19 protein-coding genes and 2 riboswitches are annotated in these 15,922 nt (G+C 70.2%); of the genes, 6 read left to right on the top strand and 13 right to left on the bottom strand.

The features are described from left to right. Positions 1-204: 204 nt before the first annotated feature. Positions 205-696, top strand: coding sequence for a GNAT family N-acetyltransferase (locus tag OG226_RS48065; protein WP_329352781.1), 492 nt, complete (start codon positions 205-207; stop codon positions 694-696). Between the two features lie 185 nt (positions 697-881). Here the strand turns inward: OG226_RS48065 and gap are convergent, their stop codons facing one another. From gap to OG226_RS48045, 4 genes are all read right to left on the bottom strand, one after another. Then, positions 882-1,880: a type I glyceraldehyde-3-phosphate dehydrogenase gene (gap, locus tag OG226_RS48060; RefSeq protein WP_328685833.1), complete on the bottom strand. Its 999-nt coding sequence runs from the start codon at positions 1,878-1,880 to the stop codon at positions 882-884. A 111-nt stretch (positions 1,881-1,991) separates the two neighbouring features. Next, entirely contained in the window at positions 1,992-2,948 is a 957-nt protein-coding gene (locus OG226_RS48055) for a GlxA family transcriptional regulator (protein WP_328685832.1), read from the bottom strand. Positions 2,949-3,009: 61 nt separating this feature from the next. Beyond that, on the bottom strand, positions 3,010-3,387 hold the full coding sequence (locus tag OG226_RS48050) for a toxin Doc (protein WP_328685831.1): 378 nt from the start codon (positions 3,385-3,387) through the stop codon (positions 3,010-3,012). Then, on the bottom strand, positions 3,387-3,623 hold the full coding sequence (locus tag OG226_RS48045; protein WP_328685830.1) for a hypothetical protein: 237 nt from the start codon (positions 3,621-3,623) through the stop codon (positions 3,387-3,389). The genes OG226_RS48050 and OG226_RS48045 overlap by 1 nt, the downstream gene beginning before the upstream one ends. A gap of 138 nt (positions 3,624-3,761) precedes the next feature. Here OG226_RS48045 and OG226_RS48040 point away from each other — a divergent pair, with 138 nt between their 5' ends. Then, positions 3,762-4,541 (top strand): SDR family NAD(P)-dependent oxidoreductase, encoded by a 780-nt coding sequence (locus OG226_RS48040; RefSeq protein WP_329352780.1) that lies wholly within the window; start codon positions 3,762-3,764, stop codon positions 4,539-4,541. A gap of 48 nt (positions 4,542-4,589) precedes the next feature. Here OG226_RS48040 and OG226_RS48035 read toward each other — a convergent pair whose 3' ends face one another. Genes OG226_RS48035 through OG226_RS48025 form a run of 3 tightly spaced genes read right to left on the bottom strand, consistent with a single transcriptional unit; the run spans position 4,590 to position 7,452 of the window. Then, positions 4,590-5,384 (bottom strand): ABC transporter ATP-binding protein, encoded by a 795-nt coding sequence (locus tag OG226_RS48035; RefSeq protein WP_329352779.1) that lies wholly within the window; start codon positions 5,382-5,384, stop codon positions 4,590-4,592. Continuing rightward, the gene (locus OG226_RS48030) at positions 5,381-6,394 is read right to left on the bottom strand and encodes a FecCD family ABC transporter permease (protein WP_329352778.1); all 1,014 of its coding nucleotides are present in this window, start codon (positions 6,392-6,394) and stop codon (positions 5,381-5,383) included. Before OG226_RS48030 ends, OG226_RS48035 begins: the two co-directional genes overlap by 4 nt. Then, complete coding sequence (locus OG226_RS48025) at positions 6,391-7,452, bottom strand: ABC transporter substrate-binding protein (RefSeq protein ID WP_329352777.1); 1,062 nt, start codon at positions 7,450-7,452, stop codon at positions 6,391-6,393. The genes OG226_RS48030 and OG226_RS48025 overlap by 4 nt, the downstream gene beginning before the upstream one ends. 54 nt (positions 7,453-7,506) lie before the next feature. Then, a riboswitch (cobalamin riboswitch) is annotated at positions 7,507-7,719 on the bottom strand. A gap of 172 nt (positions 7,720-7,891) precedes the next feature. Between OG226_RS48025 and OG226_RS48020 the strand changes: the two genes are divergently transcribed. Further along, positions 7,892-8,740: a universal stress protein gene (locus OG226_RS48020; RefSeq protein WP_329352776.1), complete on the top strand. Its 849-nt coding sequence runs from the start codon at positions 7,892-7,894 to the stop codon at positions 8,738-8,740. Between the two features lie 76 nt (positions 8,741-8,816). Continuing rightward, complete coding sequence (locus tag OG226_RS48015) at positions 8,817-9,620, top strand: SAM-dependent methyltransferase (RefSeq protein WP_329352775.1); 804 nt, start codon at positions 8,817-8,819, stop codon at positions 9,618-9,620. 72 nt (positions 9,621-9,692) lie between these two features. Here the strand turns inward: OG226_RS48015 and OG226_RS48010 are convergent, their stop codons facing one another. The 4 genes from OG226_RS48010 to OG226_RS47995 all read right to left on the bottom strand — a co-directional run bounded on the left by OG226_RS48010 (position 9,693) and on the right by OG226_RS47995 (position 11,787). Further along, entirely contained in the window at positions 9,693-10,559 is an 867-nt protein-coding gene (locus OG226_RS48010; protein WP_329352774.1) for a CbtA family protein, read from the bottom strand. Positions 10,560-10,595: 36 nt separating this feature from the next. Then, complete coding sequence (locus OG226_RS48005; protein ID WP_405854459.1) at positions 10,596-10,814, bottom strand: CbtB domain-containing protein; 219 nt, start codon at positions 10,812-10,814, stop codon at positions 10,596-10,598. A gap of 57 nt (positions 10,815-10,871) precedes the next feature. Next, positions 10,872-10,945, bottom strand: a riboswitch (cobalamin riboswitch). Positions 10,946-11,069: 124 nt separating this feature from the next. Continuing rightward, positions 11,070-11,414 carry a hypothetical protein gene (locus OG226_RS48000; protein WP_328685822.1) on the bottom strand — a complete coding sequence of 115 codons (345 nt, stop codon included), beginning with the start codon at positions 11,412-11,414 and terminating at the stop codon, positions 11,070-11,072. 46 nt (positions 11,415-11,460) lie between these two features. Further along, entirely contained in the window at positions 11,461-11,787 is a 327-nt protein-coding gene (locus OG226_RS47995) for a plasmid stabilization protein (protein WP_329353722.1), read from the bottom strand. A gap of 337 nt (positions 11,788-12,124) precedes the next feature. Between OG226_RS47995 and OG226_RS47990 the strand changes: the two genes are divergently transcribed. Beyond that, entirely contained in the window at positions 12,125-13,285 is a 1,161-nt protein-coding gene (locus OG226_RS47990) for a hypothetical protein (RefSeq protein WP_329352773.1), read from the top strand. Between the two features lie 12 nt (positions 13,286-13,297). On the opposite strand, the gene OG226_RS47985 is transcribed toward OG226_RS47990, so the two are convergent. Both OG226_RS47985 and OG226_RS47980 read right to left on the bottom strand, forming a co-directional pair. Further along, positions 13,298-14,125 (bottom strand): hypothetical protein, encoded by an 828-nt coding sequence (locus tag OG226_RS47985; RefSeq protein WP_329352772.1) that lies wholly within the window; start codon positions 14,123-14,125, stop codon positions 13,298-13,300. Positions 14,126-14,259: 134 nt separating this feature from the next. Then, the gene (locus OG226_RS47980; protein ID WP_329352771.1) at positions 14,260-15,084 is read right to left on the bottom strand and encodes a DUF427 domain-containing protein; all 825 of its coding nucleotides are present in this window, start codon (positions 15,082-15,084) and stop codon (positions 14,260-14,262) included. Positions 15,085-15,325: 241 nt separating this feature from the next. On the opposite strand from OG226_RS47980, the gene OG226_RS47975 reads away from it, so the two are divergent. Then, positions 15,326-15,814 carry a beta-class carbonic anhydrase gene (locus OG226_RS47975; RefSeq protein WP_328685817.1) on the top strand — a complete coding sequence of 163 codons (489 nt, stop codon included), beginning with the start codon at positions 15,326-15,328 and terminating at the stop codon, positions 15,812-15,814. Positions 15,815-15,922: the final 108 nt, after the last annotated feature.

Raw genomic sequence — 15,922 nt, 5'->3', positions numbered from 1 at the left:
GACATCCTGAATAACCATCCCGAGTCTTCCGGGCATCCCCTACGACCTCAGGCCGATGTGGCTCAAGGGACCGGCGGGCTTCAATGGCCCACATGCCCACCGAGCGCGTGTACGCGAGCTGTCCCTGCTCTGCCGGAGACACGGACCCGGACGGCACCTGCTTCCTCGTCAGAAAGTGACCAACTCCCCGAACAGGCACGGAACATGCCCGAACTACAGCCACTCCGCGCAGCCCACGCCCCGGCGGTCCTGACCTTCGAGTTGGCCAATCGCGCCTACTTCGCCACCTCGATCTCCGACCGCGGCGACGCCTACTTCGACGAGTTCACCGCCGGCTTCGACGCCCTGCTGGCCGAACAAGAGGCCGGCGTCTGCGCCTTCTACGTGCTCGTGGGCGAGGACGGCTCGGTCCTCGGCAGATTCAACCTGGTCGACATCACCGACGAGCACTCGGCGACACTCGGCTACCGGATGGCGCAACACGTCACCGGTCGGGGCATGGCGACGGCAACCGTCAAGGAACTGTGCCGACTGGCGGCCTCACAACACACCCTGCGCACGATCAGAGCGGCCACCTCCCACGAGAACATCGCATCCCAAAGGGTCCTGGCCAAGGCCGGGTTCACCCCGGTCGGCCCCGCCCACCCGTCCGACATCGGCGGCAAGCAAGGCACTTGGTACCGGCGCGACGTCTAGGCCCAGCACCAATTCGGAGGTACTCACCCCAACGGGGCACGTCACCTACGCCGAGCCCGAGTTGACGGGCTCGGCGGGACACAGCGTGCGTTTGGGGACTTGACGGAGAGGGCGTCGCGCGACACTACGACACCGCTGGCCCCTGCCCCCCCCGGCCCTGACGATCAACGCGGCTGCGCGGCCGGTCAGCCCGCGGCGAGGAGTTCGAGCGTGTCGATCACACGGTTCGAGAAGCCCCACTCGTTGTCGTACCAGGCGACGACCTTCACATGGCGGCCGTCGACGCGGGTGAGGGCGGAGTCGAAGATCGACGACGCCGGGTTGCCGGTGATGTCGGAGGAGACGAGCGCGTCGTCGGAGTACTCAAGGACGCCGGCAAGGGGCCCCTCGGCCGCGGTGCGGTACGCGGCGAGCACGTCCTCGCGGGTCACGTCACGGGAGACGGTGGTGTTGAGTTCGACGATCGAGCCCACCGGCACGGGAACGCGGATGGAGTCACCCGACAACTTGCCCTCCAGGTTGGGCAGTACATGCCCGATCGCCTTCGCGGCGCCCGTCGTGGTCGGCACGATGTTGACCGCGGCGGCCCTGGCTCGGCGGGCATCGCGGTGCGGGCCGTCCTGCAGGTTCTGCTCCTGCGTGTAGGCGTGCACCGTGGTCATGAAGCCGTGCTCGATACCGGCGAGTTCGTCGAGCACCGCGGCGAGGGGTGCCAGCGCGTTGGTCGTGCAGGAGGCGTTCGAGACGATCGTGTGCGTGGCCGGGTCGTAGGCGTCGTTGTTGACCCCGAACGCGAGGGTGACGTCGGCGCCGTCCGAGGGCGCGCTGACGAGTACCTTGCGCGCGCCCGCGTCGAGGTGGGCGCGGGCGGCCTTGGCGGAGGTGAACCGGCCCGTGGCCTCCAGCACGAGGTCCACTTCGAGCTCGGCCCAGGGCAGGTCGGCCGGTTCGCGCTCGGCGAGTACCTTGATGCGCCGGCCGTCGACGACAAGGGTGTCCCCGTCGACGGTCACGGGACGGCCGAGCCGGCCGGACGTCGTGTCGAAGGCGAGCAGCCGCGCCAAAGTGGCGGGCTCCGTAAGGTCGTTGACGGCCACGACCTCCAGCTCGCTGTCGCGTTCGAGCAGGGCGCGCAGCACATTGCGTCCGATGCGGCCGAATCCATTGATGGCAATGCGAGTCATGAGTTGAGTCCCTTCGGTTCCCCACCAGGCTCGCGCGCGGCAGCCGACGCGGACAGTGGCGCGATCGCCATGGTTCAAAAGGATCCCGCCACACCCCGGGGCAGGGCCGGGCTACTCCCCCTGCGCGAAGGTCCGCCGGTACTCGCTCGGCGTCGTACCGAGGAGACGGTGGAAGTGCAGCCGGAGATTCGCACCGGTGCCGAGACCGACGTCGGCGGCGATCTGCTCGACGCTGCGCTCGGACCGTTCGAGCAGTTCGCGGGCCATGTCGATGCGAGCGCGCATGACCCACTGCATCGGCGTGTAGCCGGTCTCGTCGACGAAGCGCCGCGAGAACGTGCGCGGCGACACCGCGGCCTGCCGGGCGAGCCTCTCCAGGGTGAGGGGCTCGCCGAGCCGGTGCAGCGCCCACTCACGGGTCGCGGCGAACCGTTCACCGAGCGGCTCGGGCACACTGCGCGGCACGTACTGCGCCTGGCCGCCGCTGCGGTAGGGAGCCGCGACCAGGCGCCGGGCCGCGTGGTTGGAGGCGGCCACCCCGAGGTCGCCGCGCAGGATGTGCAGGCACAGGTCGATCCCCGAGGCGGCGCCCGCCGAGGTCAGCACGCTGCCCTCGTCGACGAACAGGACGTTCTCGTCGACCTGGACGAGCGGGTACTTCGTCGCCAGCGCCCGCGTGTAGTGCCAGTGCGTCGTGGCGCGCTTGCCGTCGAGCAGCCCCGTGGCGGCGAGCGCGAAGGCCCCGGTCGAGATCGCGGCGAGCCGCGCGCCCCGGTCGTGCGCGGCGATCAGCGCGTCCAGGACACCCTGCGGCGGATCCTCCCGGTCCGGGAACCGGTACCCGGGCAGGAACACGATGTCGGCCCAGGTCAGCGCGTCGAGACCGTCAGCCACGTGGTACGACAGCCCGTCGCCCCCGGTCACCAGTCCGGGCGCCGCACCGCACAACCGCACCTCGTACGGCATGCTCGCCCGCGTCGTGAACACCTGCGCGGGGATTCCGACGTCGAGCGGCTTGGCGCCTTCGAGGACGAGGACGGCGACGCGACGCAGACGGGCGGAGGACACGGGGACAGCCTACGCAGGGCTACGGCCCCACGTTCACCGAGCCGCACCAGGTCGCCGCAGGTCAGACCTTCCAGGACCGCAGCTGATCGGCGACGGCGAGGACCCCGACCCGGGTGTCCCGGATCTTGCGGACGAGGTCGGAGAGGGCGCCGTAGGGCGGGTCGATGCCTTCGCCGGACTGGCCCATGTACTGGGCGGCGACGAACGCGGCGTAGAGGCTGTTGCGGTGCGGCAGCGGTTCCAGGCGCACGATGGTGTGCATGAGCGCGGCAGCCCGCCAGGCGGCGTCCGGGTCGGCCGCGGCGAGCGTCGGCAGCTTGGTCCTGTGCCGCGATACGGCGGCCACGAGCGCGGAGTAGTCGGAGACCGACATGTCCTCGCGGCCGAGGGCGGCCTCCTGGACGTCGAGCAGCCAGGAGACGTCGATGTACAGGTGCATCAGGCGGCCGCGGCCCCGTCACGCTCGGAAGGCGGCACCTCGTCGGGGAAGGCGTCGTCGAACTCCCCGCGCAGCCGCTCGGCCCACACGGACGCGCCCGCGACGAACCGGCCGCGCTGCATCTCGCGGACACCGAGGTCGTGCAGATACTGCTTGAGGCTCTTCCCCTCGGCCGCGGCGGCCGCACGCACTCCCTCAAGTTCCTCTTCGGTGAAGGACACATTCAGTGATGGCATGCCGCGATGGTACCTAGTTGGTGCCGCCGGTGCGAGAGGCGTGCGATCGGAGCCGACACGGCAGGGGTACGGGGCTGTCCACCCACGTCCGACAGGGCCCCGTCCCACCCGCCCGGACCCGGCGCCTAAGCTGCGGTAATGCTCTCCAACGACTACCTCTCCGAACTGTTCTCACTCGACGGCCGAGTCGCCGTCGTGACCGGCGGCAGCTCCGGCATCGGCCGGGCCGCCGCCGGGGCACTCGCCCGGGCGGGGGCGAGCGTGGTCGTGGTGGCGCGCAAGGAGCGGGAACTGACCGTCACGGTCGACGAGTTGACGGCGGCCGGCTGCCGGGCGGCGTGGGTGAGCGCCGACCTGAGCACCCGGGACGGCGTCCGGGCGGCGGCGGAAGCGGCGGCCGAGGTGTTCGGCGAACCGGACATCCTCGTGAACAGCGCCGGCATCAACTTGCGCCCGCCGATGGGTGAGTTGAGCGAGGCCGTATGGGACATCACGATGGCCCTGAACCTGGAGGCCCCCCATCTCCTGGGCCAACGCTTCGGCCCGGGCATGGCCGAACGGGGCTTCGGCCGCATCATCCACATCACCTCCCAGCAGGCCCACCGCGCGTTCGCCCAGAGCGGCGCCTACGGCGTCTCCAAGGGCGCCCTGGAGTCCCTGGCCCGCTCCCAGGCCGAGGCCTGGTCCCCGCACGGCGTCACCTGCAACACCCTGGTCCCGGGTTTCGTGATGACCCCGCTCAACGAACGCCTGTCCTCCAACCCGGAGATGGTGACGGCCCTGGCCGCCCGCACCCTGATCGGCCGCAACGGCCTGGCCGAGGACTTCGCGGGCGCGACGGTGTTCCTGGCGAGCCGCGCCTCCGCTTACGTCACCGGACAGTCGGTCTTCGTGGACGGCGGATTCTCCGTCCACTAGCCCGACACCGTCTGCACCTCGGCCAGTTGCAGAAGAGGTCGCCCGCCGCTACGACGCCCCGCTCCCCCGCCGCAGGAAACGGATCACCGGATGCCCCGGGTCATGGCCCACCTCGGCCTTGACCCCGTAGACGTCCTTGATGAGGGCCGGGGTGAGGACCTCGGTCGGGGTGCCCTCGGCCACCGTGCGGCCGGTGTTGAGGACGAGCAGGCGGTCGCAGTACATCGCGGCGAGGTTGAGGTCGTGGAGGGCGATCACGGTGGTGACCGGGAGATCGGCGATCAGGTCCAGCAGGTCCAACTGGTGCTGGATGTCGAGGTGGTTGGTCGGTTCGTCCAACAGGAGTTCGCGGGGTTCCTGGGCCAACGCGCGGGCGATCTGGGCGCGTTGGCGTTCGCCGCCGGAGAGGGTGTGCCACGACTGGGCGGCCCGGTCGGTGAGGCCGGTGCGTTCGAGGGCCTCGGTGACGGCGTGGGCGTCTGCGGCCGACGCCGGTGACCAGGCGCGGCGGTGCGGGATGCGGCCGAGGGCGACGACCTCGCGGACGGTCAACTCGGTCTGGGTGTGGGTGTGCTGCTCGACGGTCGCGATACGGCGGGCGGTTGCGCGGCGCCCGATCTCGGGCAGCGGGTGCCCGTCCAGCGTGACGACTCCGGTGGAGGTCGGGAGGACTCCGGCCAGTAGACGCAACAGGGTTGATTTTCCTGACCCGTTGGGGCCGAGGAGGCCGACGGTCTCGCCTGGGTGCAGGGCGAGCGTGACGCCGTCGACGATGAGTTGACCGTCGGCGCGGCGGGCCACCCGGTCCGCGTGCAGGCCGGTGTCCGGCGCGGGGCTGCTCATGTCTTCCTCCGGCCCCGGTGCAGGACAATCACGAACGCCGGTACGCCGATCAGTGACGTCACCACGCCCACCGGCACCTCCTGAGGATCGACGACGGTACGGGCGAGGGTGTCCACCCACACCAGGAAGACGGCTCCGGTCAGCGCGGTGATCGGCAGCAGTCGTACATGCCCGGAACCGGTCAGCGCGCGGGTGACATGCGGCAGGACCAGGCCGACGAAGCCGATCGCCCCCGCGCAGCTGACCAGGACGGCGGTGAGCAACGCCGTGGCGCACAGCAGGATCAGCCGGGCGCGGGCGACGTTCACGCCGAGGCCCGCGGCTGCCTCCTCACCGAAGGCGAACGCGTCCAACGTGGTGGCATGGCCCAGGCAGACGACCAGCACGAGCGCCAACGCGCCCGCGCACAGCAGCACTTGGCCCCAGTCCGCGCCGGAGAGCGAGCCGAGCAGCCAGAACAGCACGCCCCTGGTCGTCTCGGCGTCCGCCGACGTCAGCACCGTGAACGACGTGAGCGCGGAGAAGAGTTGCATGGCGGCCACGCCGGACAGCACCACCCGGTCCATGCTCGCGCCGAGGCTGTGGCTCAGCAGCATCACCAGCCCGAAGGAGAGCAGCGCGCCGACGAAGGCCCCCGCCGACAGCGACACGGCCCCGCCGCCCACCCCGAGCACGACCACAGCGACCGCCCCCGTGGACGCCCCGGACGAGACGCCGAGCACGAACGGGTCTGCCAGCGGATTGCGCAGCAGGGACTGCATGACCGCGCCGCACAGCGCGAGCCCGGCGCCGCAGACGGCGGCGAGCAGCGTGCGGGGCATACGCAGGTCCCAGACGATGCCGTCCCGCAGCGGGGCGAGCGCGCTCTCGCCGCCACCGAGGTGGGATGCGACGGACGCCCAGACGTCGGCCGTGGAGATGTCGGCGGGTCCGATGGTCACCGCGAAGGCCACGGAGACCAGCAGCGCGACCAGCCCGCCACCCGTCAACAGCAGGGTGCGGACGGTCACTTGGCGAGTCCGAAGTCGCGCAGGCCGGCGGCGACCTGCTCGATCCCTTCGACGGTGCGGATGGAGGGGTTCATCGCCTGGCCGCTGAGCAGGATGTACCGCTTCTTCTTGACGGCGGTGAGGTTGCGGGTGGCCGCGTTGCTCTCCAGGAAGTGGATCTTCGCCTTGGCGGTCTCGGCGGTCTGCGACTTCCGGGTCAGGTCGCCGAGGACGATGACGTCGGGATCGCGGTCGGCGACGGTCTCCCAGTTGATCTGGGGCCACTCGTCATGGGTATCGGAGAAGGCGTTCTTCGCACCGACGGTGCGGGTGATGGCGCCGGGGGCGCCGCAGCAGCCCGCCAGGTAGGGCGACTGGGCGTTGGCGAACCAGTACATGAGGGAGGTGTCGGAGGCGTCGAGGCCGGTGGTGGCCTTGGTCACCCGCGCCTTCAGCTGGGCCACGAGCCTGTCGCCACGCTCCTGCACGCCCATCGCGCGGGACAGGTCGCGTATCTCGCCGTAGACGCTGTCGAGCGTGAGCGGTGTGCTGCGCGAACCGTCGCCGCCGCTGTCGTTGTCCTTGCCCGCGCAGTCGGACGGCGAGACGTACGTCTGCACGCCCAGCTTCTCGAACTGTTCGCGGGTCGCGACTCCGCCCTTGCCGAGCGTCGAGACGAAGGAGGCGGTGACGAAGTCGGGTTCGGCGTCGAGGACCTTCTCGAAGGAGGGCGCGTTGTCGGCGAGACGCGGCACGGTCGCGTTGGCCTTCGTCAGGCCCTTGAGGACCGGGTCGGTCCAGGTTGCGGTGCCGGCGATGCGGTCGGCGAGGCCGAGGGAGAGCAGGATCTCGGTGGTGCCCTGGTTGAGGGAGACGACCCGCTCGGGGGCCGACTTCAACGTGACCTTGTGCCCGCAGTCGGTGAGCGTGAGCGGGAAGCCCGCGGCGGACTTCTGCGTCTCGCCGTCGGCACTGTCGCCGTCGGATCCGCCGCACGCGGTGAGCAGCAGGGCGGGCGCGACGAGGAGGACCGCGGTACGGCGGCGCAGCGGGACGGGGGCGGTACGGATCACGGGCATGCCTTGCCTGTCGGGGCTCGAACGCGGAGCCTGGCCTACGAACTCCCCCTCGCCGAGGGCGAGAAGGCGCCAGCAGGTCTTCGGACTCGGGTTCGTCCGGACGGGGCGCCTTCCCGGCGCGTCACGCACCGGCTCCTTCGGCCGGCCCGCGTCGCCCCAGTGGCGTCGATTGCCCCGCCCGTCCCCCTCACCGCTGCGCGTCAGTTCCGGATTCCCACCGGATTCCCTGGCCTCGGTTGTGGCACGACTGGCCCGCACAACGTATCAAGATCGGCGGTCGGCTCCCGCTGCGGGGTGCGGCACGGAGGTGCCCCTGAACCACTGCCGCTCTGTACCGCTACCGCAGGACTTTCCCCCGGTTCCGTCCGACCCCTGTGCGGCACGCTCCGCGCGGCGGATCGTAGAGGCCCCGACCCGCTCGCACGGAGGTCCAACGACCATGGCCCAACTGATCGTTGTCGGTGTCGACGGTTCCGCGGACAGTCGCACAGCCGCCGACTGGGCAGCTACGGAAGCCGAGTTGCGTGGACTCACCCTGCGGGTCGTCCACGTCTCGACACTCCCCGACGAGCAACTCCTCACTACCTGGCCCTACTTCCGCGAGCCCTCTCCCGACGCCCTCGTCACGGCACTCGCGAAGGACCACCCCGAACTCCGGGCCGAGGTGGTCGCCCTCACCGGAGAGGTCGTGCCGGAGCTGCTCCCGCTGACCGCCGAGGCAGACCGCACGGTCCTCGGGCTGCGCGGTACGGGCGGTTTCGCGGGCCTGGCCCTCGGTTCCGTGGCCCACGCGGTCGCCGAGCGCTCCGAGCGGCCGGTGGTGCTGGTGCCGAGCGGGTCCGTCCACAGCCGCCGCGGGCGGTCACCGTACGGCGTGACGCTGGGCGTCGACGGCGGCGAACTGCCCGGCGCCGTAGTCGACTTCGCCTTCGACGCCGCCTGTCGGCGTGACACCGGCCTGCACGTCGTCCACGCCTGGCGGTTGCCCTCGCCCGCCGAGCACTGGATGCCGTACGCACCGCCGGAGAAGGACCGAGGCCGCTGGGAGGACCAGGAGGCCCAACGCCTCTCGGACGCACTGCGGCCCTGGCGGGAGAAGTATCCGCACGTGGGTGTCTACGAGGATCTCCGCCTCCAGAGCCCGGCGGCCGCCCTGGTCCAGGCGTCGGTCCCGGCTTCGGCGGAACTGCTGGTGATCGGCCGCGCGAGCACGACACTCGGGCCCATCCTGCACGCCGTACTGGAACACACCGCGTGCCCGGTGGCCGTAGTCCCGCACCGCACCTGAGAACAGCTCCGCCCGTTACACTCGCGGACCTGAACTCACCTCGCGACACAGGCTGTTGGGCAACAGGAGAACCGAAGTGACGGACGCGGGATTCAGCGCGGACGACGTGGACACCGGCAAACCCCAGTCGGCCCGCATGTACGACTACTTCCTGGGCGGCAAGGACAACCATCCCGTCGACTGGGAAGCCGCCGAGCAGGTCATCTCCTTGTTCCCCGCCGTCAGGCAGATGGCGCGGGTGAACCGCGATTTCATGCACCGGGCCTCGCGGCTGTCGGCCGAGCGGGGAATCAGCCAGTTCCTGGACATCGGCACCGGAATACCCACCCGCCCGAACCTTCACCAGGTGGTCCAGGCGATCAACCCCCGTGCCCGCGTGGTCTACGCGGACAACGACCCGATCGTCCTCAGGCACGCCGAGGCGCTTCTGCACAGCACACCGGAGGGCAGCACCGCCTACATCCAGGCCGACGTGCGCGAGCCGGGAAAGATCCTCGCGGCGGCCAGGAAACAGCTGGACTTCGAGCAGCCGATCGCCCTGTCCCTGATGGCCCTCCTGCACCTGGTGGCGGACGAGGACGATCCCCATCGCATCGTGGGTGAACTGCTCGGCTCCCTGACGTCCGGGAGCTACTTGACCCTGTCCCACGCGACGGGGGACTTCGATCCGGAGACCTGGGAGCGCGTCGTGGAGGTCTACCGCAAGGGCGGCACACCCGCCCAGGTACGGTCACGGGCCGAATTCACCAGCTTCTTCAGGGGACTTGAGCTTGTCGCCCCCGGCATAGAACTCGCCGCGCGCTGGCACCCCGAGCCCGGAGCACAACCCAGCGAGACCGACCAGATCCCCCTGTACGTCGGGGTCGCCCGCACACCGTGAGGAACGGACCGAGCGCGGTGATCGCATCGATCACCGCGCTCGCCGTAGAAGTCGAAGAGGTGGAAGCAGCCGTTACGCCGGGACGGGGTCGGGCTCCTGGGAGGGTGCGGTGGCGTCCGGGCGCGCGGGGTTGAGGAGGCGTTCGGCGAGGGGGGCGAAGATCAGGCCGAGGGCCGTCCAGAGGATGAGCTGCGCGGCGACCGAGTAGAAGCGGAAGGTGAAGAGCACGTCTGCGGGGAAGCCCGGGTAGACGATGGTGCCCTTGTCGTCCTTCAGCGGCAGTGGTGTCTCGGTGGCCTGGTTGCCGAAGTTGGCCTTGTTGTACGAGAGATGGCCCAGCTGCGGCAGGAGCAGCATGACGATCCCGATCGCGACGACGAACGCGGCGCCGGCGAGGAGGGTCGCGTTCCAGTTGCCGAAGCGGGCCTGGAGGTGCTTGCCGAGGTAGACGGCTCCCGCGAGGAAGGCGACGGAGCACACCACCATGATCAGGTACAGGGCGCTGCGCTGCTGGATGGTCTCTTCGTGGCCGATCGCGGGCGGGTTGGCCGGGTACTTCAGGAACGGCACCAGGTACATGCCGAGGAATCCGCCGCCGGCGACGAGAAGCGCCAGGTTGCGCGGCCGCAGACCGCCGGTACGGCCCAGGCAGACGGCGTAGGCGACGGCGAAAAGGGCGCCCATCGCCATGCCGAAGAGGATCATGCCGGCGCCGATGCCGACGTTGGCCTGGATGGTGCGGCTGAAGAGTTCATGTTCGTGGCCATCGACGGGCAGGCCGGCCGCCTTGTCCAGGGCGTTCTGGGCGGCGTCACGACCGCTCTCGTAGTCGATGGCCTTGGCGATCTGTGGCTCGGCGAAGATGCGCGCGAACACGAAGGCGAGCAGGCCCGCGACCGCGCCGGCGAGTATGCCGCGCAGTATGAGCTTCTTTTCCATGTCGAGTTGTCCGTACGTCCAGGTGCCGGCGGAGGGTCAGTGGCAGGGGAAGCCGAGGAAGTGGCGGGCGTCGTGGACGAACTCGTGGACGTGCATGTCGTTGCCGAACACCGACACGGCGCCCTGGTCGACACCGACGAAGTAGTAGATGGCCAGGGCGATCAGCGCGGTGCCGACCAGCCAGACGATCGACTTCGAGACCGGCAGGACAACCGGCGTGGACACCGGACGGGTGGTGGAAATGCTGCTGCTCAAGGTGAGCCCTCCTTCGGGATCGTGCGTCCCTTGCGTGTACGGGCGAGTGAAGGTTCAGTGTCTGACTCGCCCTCCACCTTCCGGCGGCGGGCTCACAGTGGCGCGACCGTGCTGGAATTCCACCAGCTTCCTTATGCCATCACTACAGGGGGAGAGTACGGCGCGTCTCTCCAGGCCGTCAATCAGGCCCGTTCCGCGTACTGCTCCTGACAGCACCGTGTGTGTACGAGGAGTTGGCTGCCTGCGCCCCTCCCGTCACCGCTTCGACGTGAGCCTCAGGTCGACCTCCTGTTCCTGGTCCCCGGACGCCGTGCCCCGCTCGTCCACGGCGAACGCGACGCTCAGCGCCTCACGCAGCCGGCCGACGGCGACGTAGCCGCCCTGGAGCGTGGCGGAGACCGAACCCTCCAGGGGCATGGGGTCGGTCGGGATCCATTCCTGCGTCGGCTCGAACTCGGCGGTCCATACGGCGGTGCGGTCGCCCGGTGTCTCCTGGGGCACGTCGTCGGAGGGCCGGTCGGTGGGGAAGGCGGTCCGCAGGACGCCGAAGACGGTGCCGGCGTCGTCCTTGGACGCTCCGGTGAGGGACACGGTGGCCATCGGGGGTCACTCTCCTTGGGTTCTTCGAGTGGGGCGGTGAGATCGGTCAGTAGCCGAGGGCCTTGGCCAGTTGCCGCTTGTTCATCGACGAACGGCCGTCGACACCGCGCTTCTTGGCCTCCGCGTAGAGCTGGTCCTTCGTCGGTCCCCGCGCCCCGCTGTGGGAGCGCTCACCGCCGCGTTGCGGGGCGGACTTCGGGTCTTGGGTGGATGTCCTGCTCGCGGTCGCGGACTCGCCGGCGCGGGCGCGCTCCTTGTTCACGGTACGGGCGGCGATCTCCTTCGCCCTGCCCTCGGAGACACCTCGCTGCTCGGCGCCTTCCTTGATGTGCTCGTACTGACGCTCGCGCTTCGCGCTGGAACCTCGCGGCACGGCGCTCACCTTCCTTTCCTCGCGGGTGCGGTCCGGCTCGGCCGTACCCGACCCGTTTTCCGGTGATTTCCCAGGTACCCGGCGTCCGCCGCTTCTCACGCGGCCCCCGGAACGCGTTGTCTCCATCTGACGCACGGCCCGCGCGCGGTGCGAGCAGACAGCCACCGAACGGATGAGCGCGCGGGCCCTTGGGAGGCGCGGGGCGGCGGGCCGGGGTCACACGGGTGGCGTACTCGCGTGGCGGGGTGGCGGGCGGCCGCCTAGTAATGGACTGGATCAGCTTGTTCATCGCGCTTCGGGGGGCGATAGCAGCATCACCCTCTTCATGGAGCCGAGCATGACCATCCGCTCTTTCTCGCCCAGCCCGGACCAACCCGACATACCTCACGGCAGTGCGGCCCACGCGTTCGCGCCCTCCGACGGAGGGCCGGCCGACGGAACGCCGCCGACGTCACGTCCGACGCAAGAGGGTCCCGCTCAGACCGGCCCCGAGGGCGAGAACGTCGATCCGATGCACCGCCTGGTGCATGCCGCCGTCGCCGACCGGCCGCTCGACGAGGTGCTCCAGCTCATCACCTTGCTGGAGCAGTCACCGAAGTACGCGCAGGCCACCGTCGACGCCCTTCGTGCGGTCGGTGTCGACCGGTCCGTGGAGGACGTCACACGACTCGTTACCCTGCTGACCCAGCCGCCGCGCAGTCCCGACGCCGCCGACGAGGCGATCCGCGCGGCTGCCGAACGCCGGCCCGTGGAAGAGGTCACCCGGCTGATGGCCCTGCTCCAGCGGGCGCCGGTGGAGCCGCACTGCGGCGAGGAGGCGGTACGGGCCGCGGCCGGCCGGCCGGTCGAGGAACTCGTCCAGCTGATCGGCCGCTTGGCCGAGGAACAGGACGCGTCCGCCCAGGCCCCTGGACCGACGGCGGAGCGGTCTACGGCTCCGCTGCACGAGGCGCCCGGACGGACCCCGGCGGACACGCACGATCGAGAACCCGCGGGCGACCGTCCGGCCGCTCGTCAACGCCGCCCACGACGTGCGCGTACGGCGACCCGCCGCACCGCTCCCCCGGTCTGGCCGAGGCTGATCGCGGCGACGGCGCTCATCCTGTGCGGGCTGTCGTACTTCCCGCTGCACCGTGACGGAGCCTCCGGCACCGCCTACGGGTTCGCGCTCGGTGTGTCGATCCTGTGCGTCCTGCTGGCACCGGCGTTGATCCTGCACGGCGGCCTGTTCGTGCTCGCCGTGTCCGTGGTGGTGCCGGCCGCGCTGGCCGCCCTCCAGTTGTTCGACGGGCGGTTCCACTCCTCACGCCTCTCCCAGGCGTTGCGGATCACCGCCGCGCCGCCCTGGTTCGCGGGTCTGATGGCCGTACTCGCCGCACTGGCGGCGCTCACCGCGCTGCTCGCGCTCCTCGCCTCGCGGCGGTTCGGCCGGCAGCTGGACCTTCCCGGCCATCCCGACCACCGGGCGCTGGCCGACGCGAACCAGACGCCTCAGTAGGGTCGGTCCCGCTCAACGGGCGGTGGCGCCGGAGCCGTTCACGGCGTCACCGCTCGCCGACGGCACGCTCGACGCCGAGGCCGCGGGGCTGGAGGCGGCGCTGTGGCTCGGCTCGGCACCGGAAGTGGAACTGTTCTCCGGCTCCGTGCTCGCGGACGGCGAGGCGGTGCGGCCCGAGTACGACCCCGCGCTGCTGGACGTGAGCGGCGTGGGTGTCGGGCTGTGTGCGGGAGCGCTCTTTCCGGCCGAACCGCCGCCCAGCGACGTGCCGCTGCCGGATTCGTTCCTGACCGCGGCCGCGATCGGCTTGCCCATGACGATTTCCGCCGCGGTCACCGTGACCATCGCCAGGGCGAACACCAGGCCGGTCGCCAGGGCGAACTTCTTCCAGCCGATGGACCTCCAGAAGGAACCGGACGTGGTCCGGTAGGTGGTCACCGATCCGTCGTCGGCGGTGGCGTCCCCGGGATCCTCGGAGGGGTCGTCGGCCCGTGTCGAGGCACCGGCCGAGGTGTCGCCCCGTAGCGCGAACGCCGCCCGGGCGTCGGCACGTTGTACGGCCCGCTCCTCACTCGGTGTCAGCGCCATCGCGACCGACGGCACCCTTCTGCGGATCCCCTCGCCCGTCCGTCGGAAGGCGTGCTGGAAGACCGCCGCGCCGGTGGTGGCGCTGGTACTGACCACGGCGGCGCCGATGATCGTCCCGGTCACCCCGAGCATGGACGCCAGTACCGCGCCCACCACGGTGGCAAGCGCACTCGCCACCACCTGCACAACGGTCAGGTCGAGCACCTTGCGCTTCGGTGCATGCTTTTTCTCATCCTTTTTGTGACTCTCCATCAATGTCCTTCAACATCCCTTTGACGGTTCCGGAGCACGACAGCCATCGAAGAGGCATGTGCAAGGTGTCGACTGCCCGGTTGGCGGTGTTTCACCTCAACTCTCACCAACGGGGCTGGACTTCACCGGTACCGTCACGCCGGCGACTGCTCCGGGAGCGCCTCGCTGAAGGGCGTGACCGGGCGCTCCGCGATCTCGCCGTCCACGGAGATGTCGACCGCCTCGTTGTAGAAGGCGAGCAGATCCTTTACGGCGCCGACCGCGGGCAGCGGCTCCGGATAGCTCCAGACGATGTTCGCCAGGACACCGGAGACGCCGACCTCGCCCCGCCACGACCAGTACGTGGCGGTGCCCTTGTAGGGGCACCCGGTGCTGTGGCCGGTCGGCTCGAACAGATCCAGCCGAACGTCTTCGCGCGGGATGTAGTACCGGGTCGGGAGACCGGTCTCGAAGAGCAGGACGGGGCGATGGGTGTCGGCGACGACCGTGCCGTCGATCTCGACCCGGACGTGACGGCTGCTGGGGATGGCGTCGACCCGCTTGTGCGGGTCACGGGGGTGGATGAAGATCTCTTCCTCCTCCTCGTACCAGTGGTCCAGGCCCCGCCCGACCCGCCGGAACCACTCGAAGGCGATGTGCCCCGCCAGGTCGTCGGCGGGGTAGGTCCAGGCCGCGTTCTCCACCAGCTCCCCGCCGATTTCAAGGTCGTAGAAGACGCGTGATCCGGTGTGCGTGCCGGTCGGCGGGTTCTTCGCCGGGTGGAGCAGGTCCTCGCGGACCTCGTCGTGGGGGAAGGCGTACGTCGGTACGGGTACGGCCGGCCCCCATACGAGGACGGGGTGCCTGCTGTCCACGACGGTGGTGTCGCCCTTGCGACCGCGTACCCAGCGGGGGCTCGGCTCCCAGAGGAGGCCTTCGGGGGTGGTCCTGACGTCTCGTGCGGTGGGGAAGGTGCTCATGAGCGTTCCTCCGTGATCCGTGGGTTGTGGGGCGGGCCGGGAGGCCGGTGCGGTCGGCCGTTGCTTGCCAGTTTGCGGTGGCGGAGGGTTCACTGGTCGGGTGCAGACCTTCGCCACCACGCTGACGGGCTTCTGGCCCTCGCGTCGTGTCCACGTCTTCGACCTGTTCTGTTGCCGTGCGCCGTCCCCGACTCCCGCACAGCACCGCTGAGAACACACGAGACGAGAACCGAGGTCCACCATGTCCGTGACCGATGAACTGCTGGCCAACAACGCCCGTTACGCCGAGACCTTCGAGGGCCCGCTGCCCCTTCCGCCCGCCAGCCACCTCGCCGTCGTGGCCTGCATGGACGCCCGCCTCAACGTGTACGCGATCCTCGGCCTGAACGAGGGCGAGGCCCACGTCGTCCGCAACGCGGGCGGTGTCGTCACACAGGACGAGATCCGCTCGCTCGCCATCAGCCAACGGCTCCTGGGCACCGAGGAGATCATCCTCATCCACCACACCGACTGCGGCATGCTGACCTTCACGGACGACGGCTTCAAGGCCGCGATCGAGGAGGACACCGGTATCCGCCCGTCCTGGGCCGCGGAGGCCTTCACCGATCTGGACGCCGACGTACGGCAGTCGATCGCCCGTATCAAGGCCGACCCCTCCATCGTGCACAAGGACCGGATCAGGGGCTTCGTCTTCGACGTGGCCACCGGGAAGCTCAACGAAGTCGGCTGAGAACCGTCCGGCCGGGCCGATCGAAAAGGATCGAAGGGGCGATAGGGCGCCCCTTGGAGGGCCCGCCCGGGGACGAATCCTCTCCGCTCGACTATCGCGCTTTCCGGC

The organism is Streptomyces sp. NBC_01261 (assembly GCF_036226385.1).
Lineage (GTDB): Bacteria > Actinomycetota > Actinomycetes > Streptomycetales > Streptomycetaceae > Streptomyces.
This window is presented reverse-complemented; position numbering and strand designations above follow the sequence as displayed.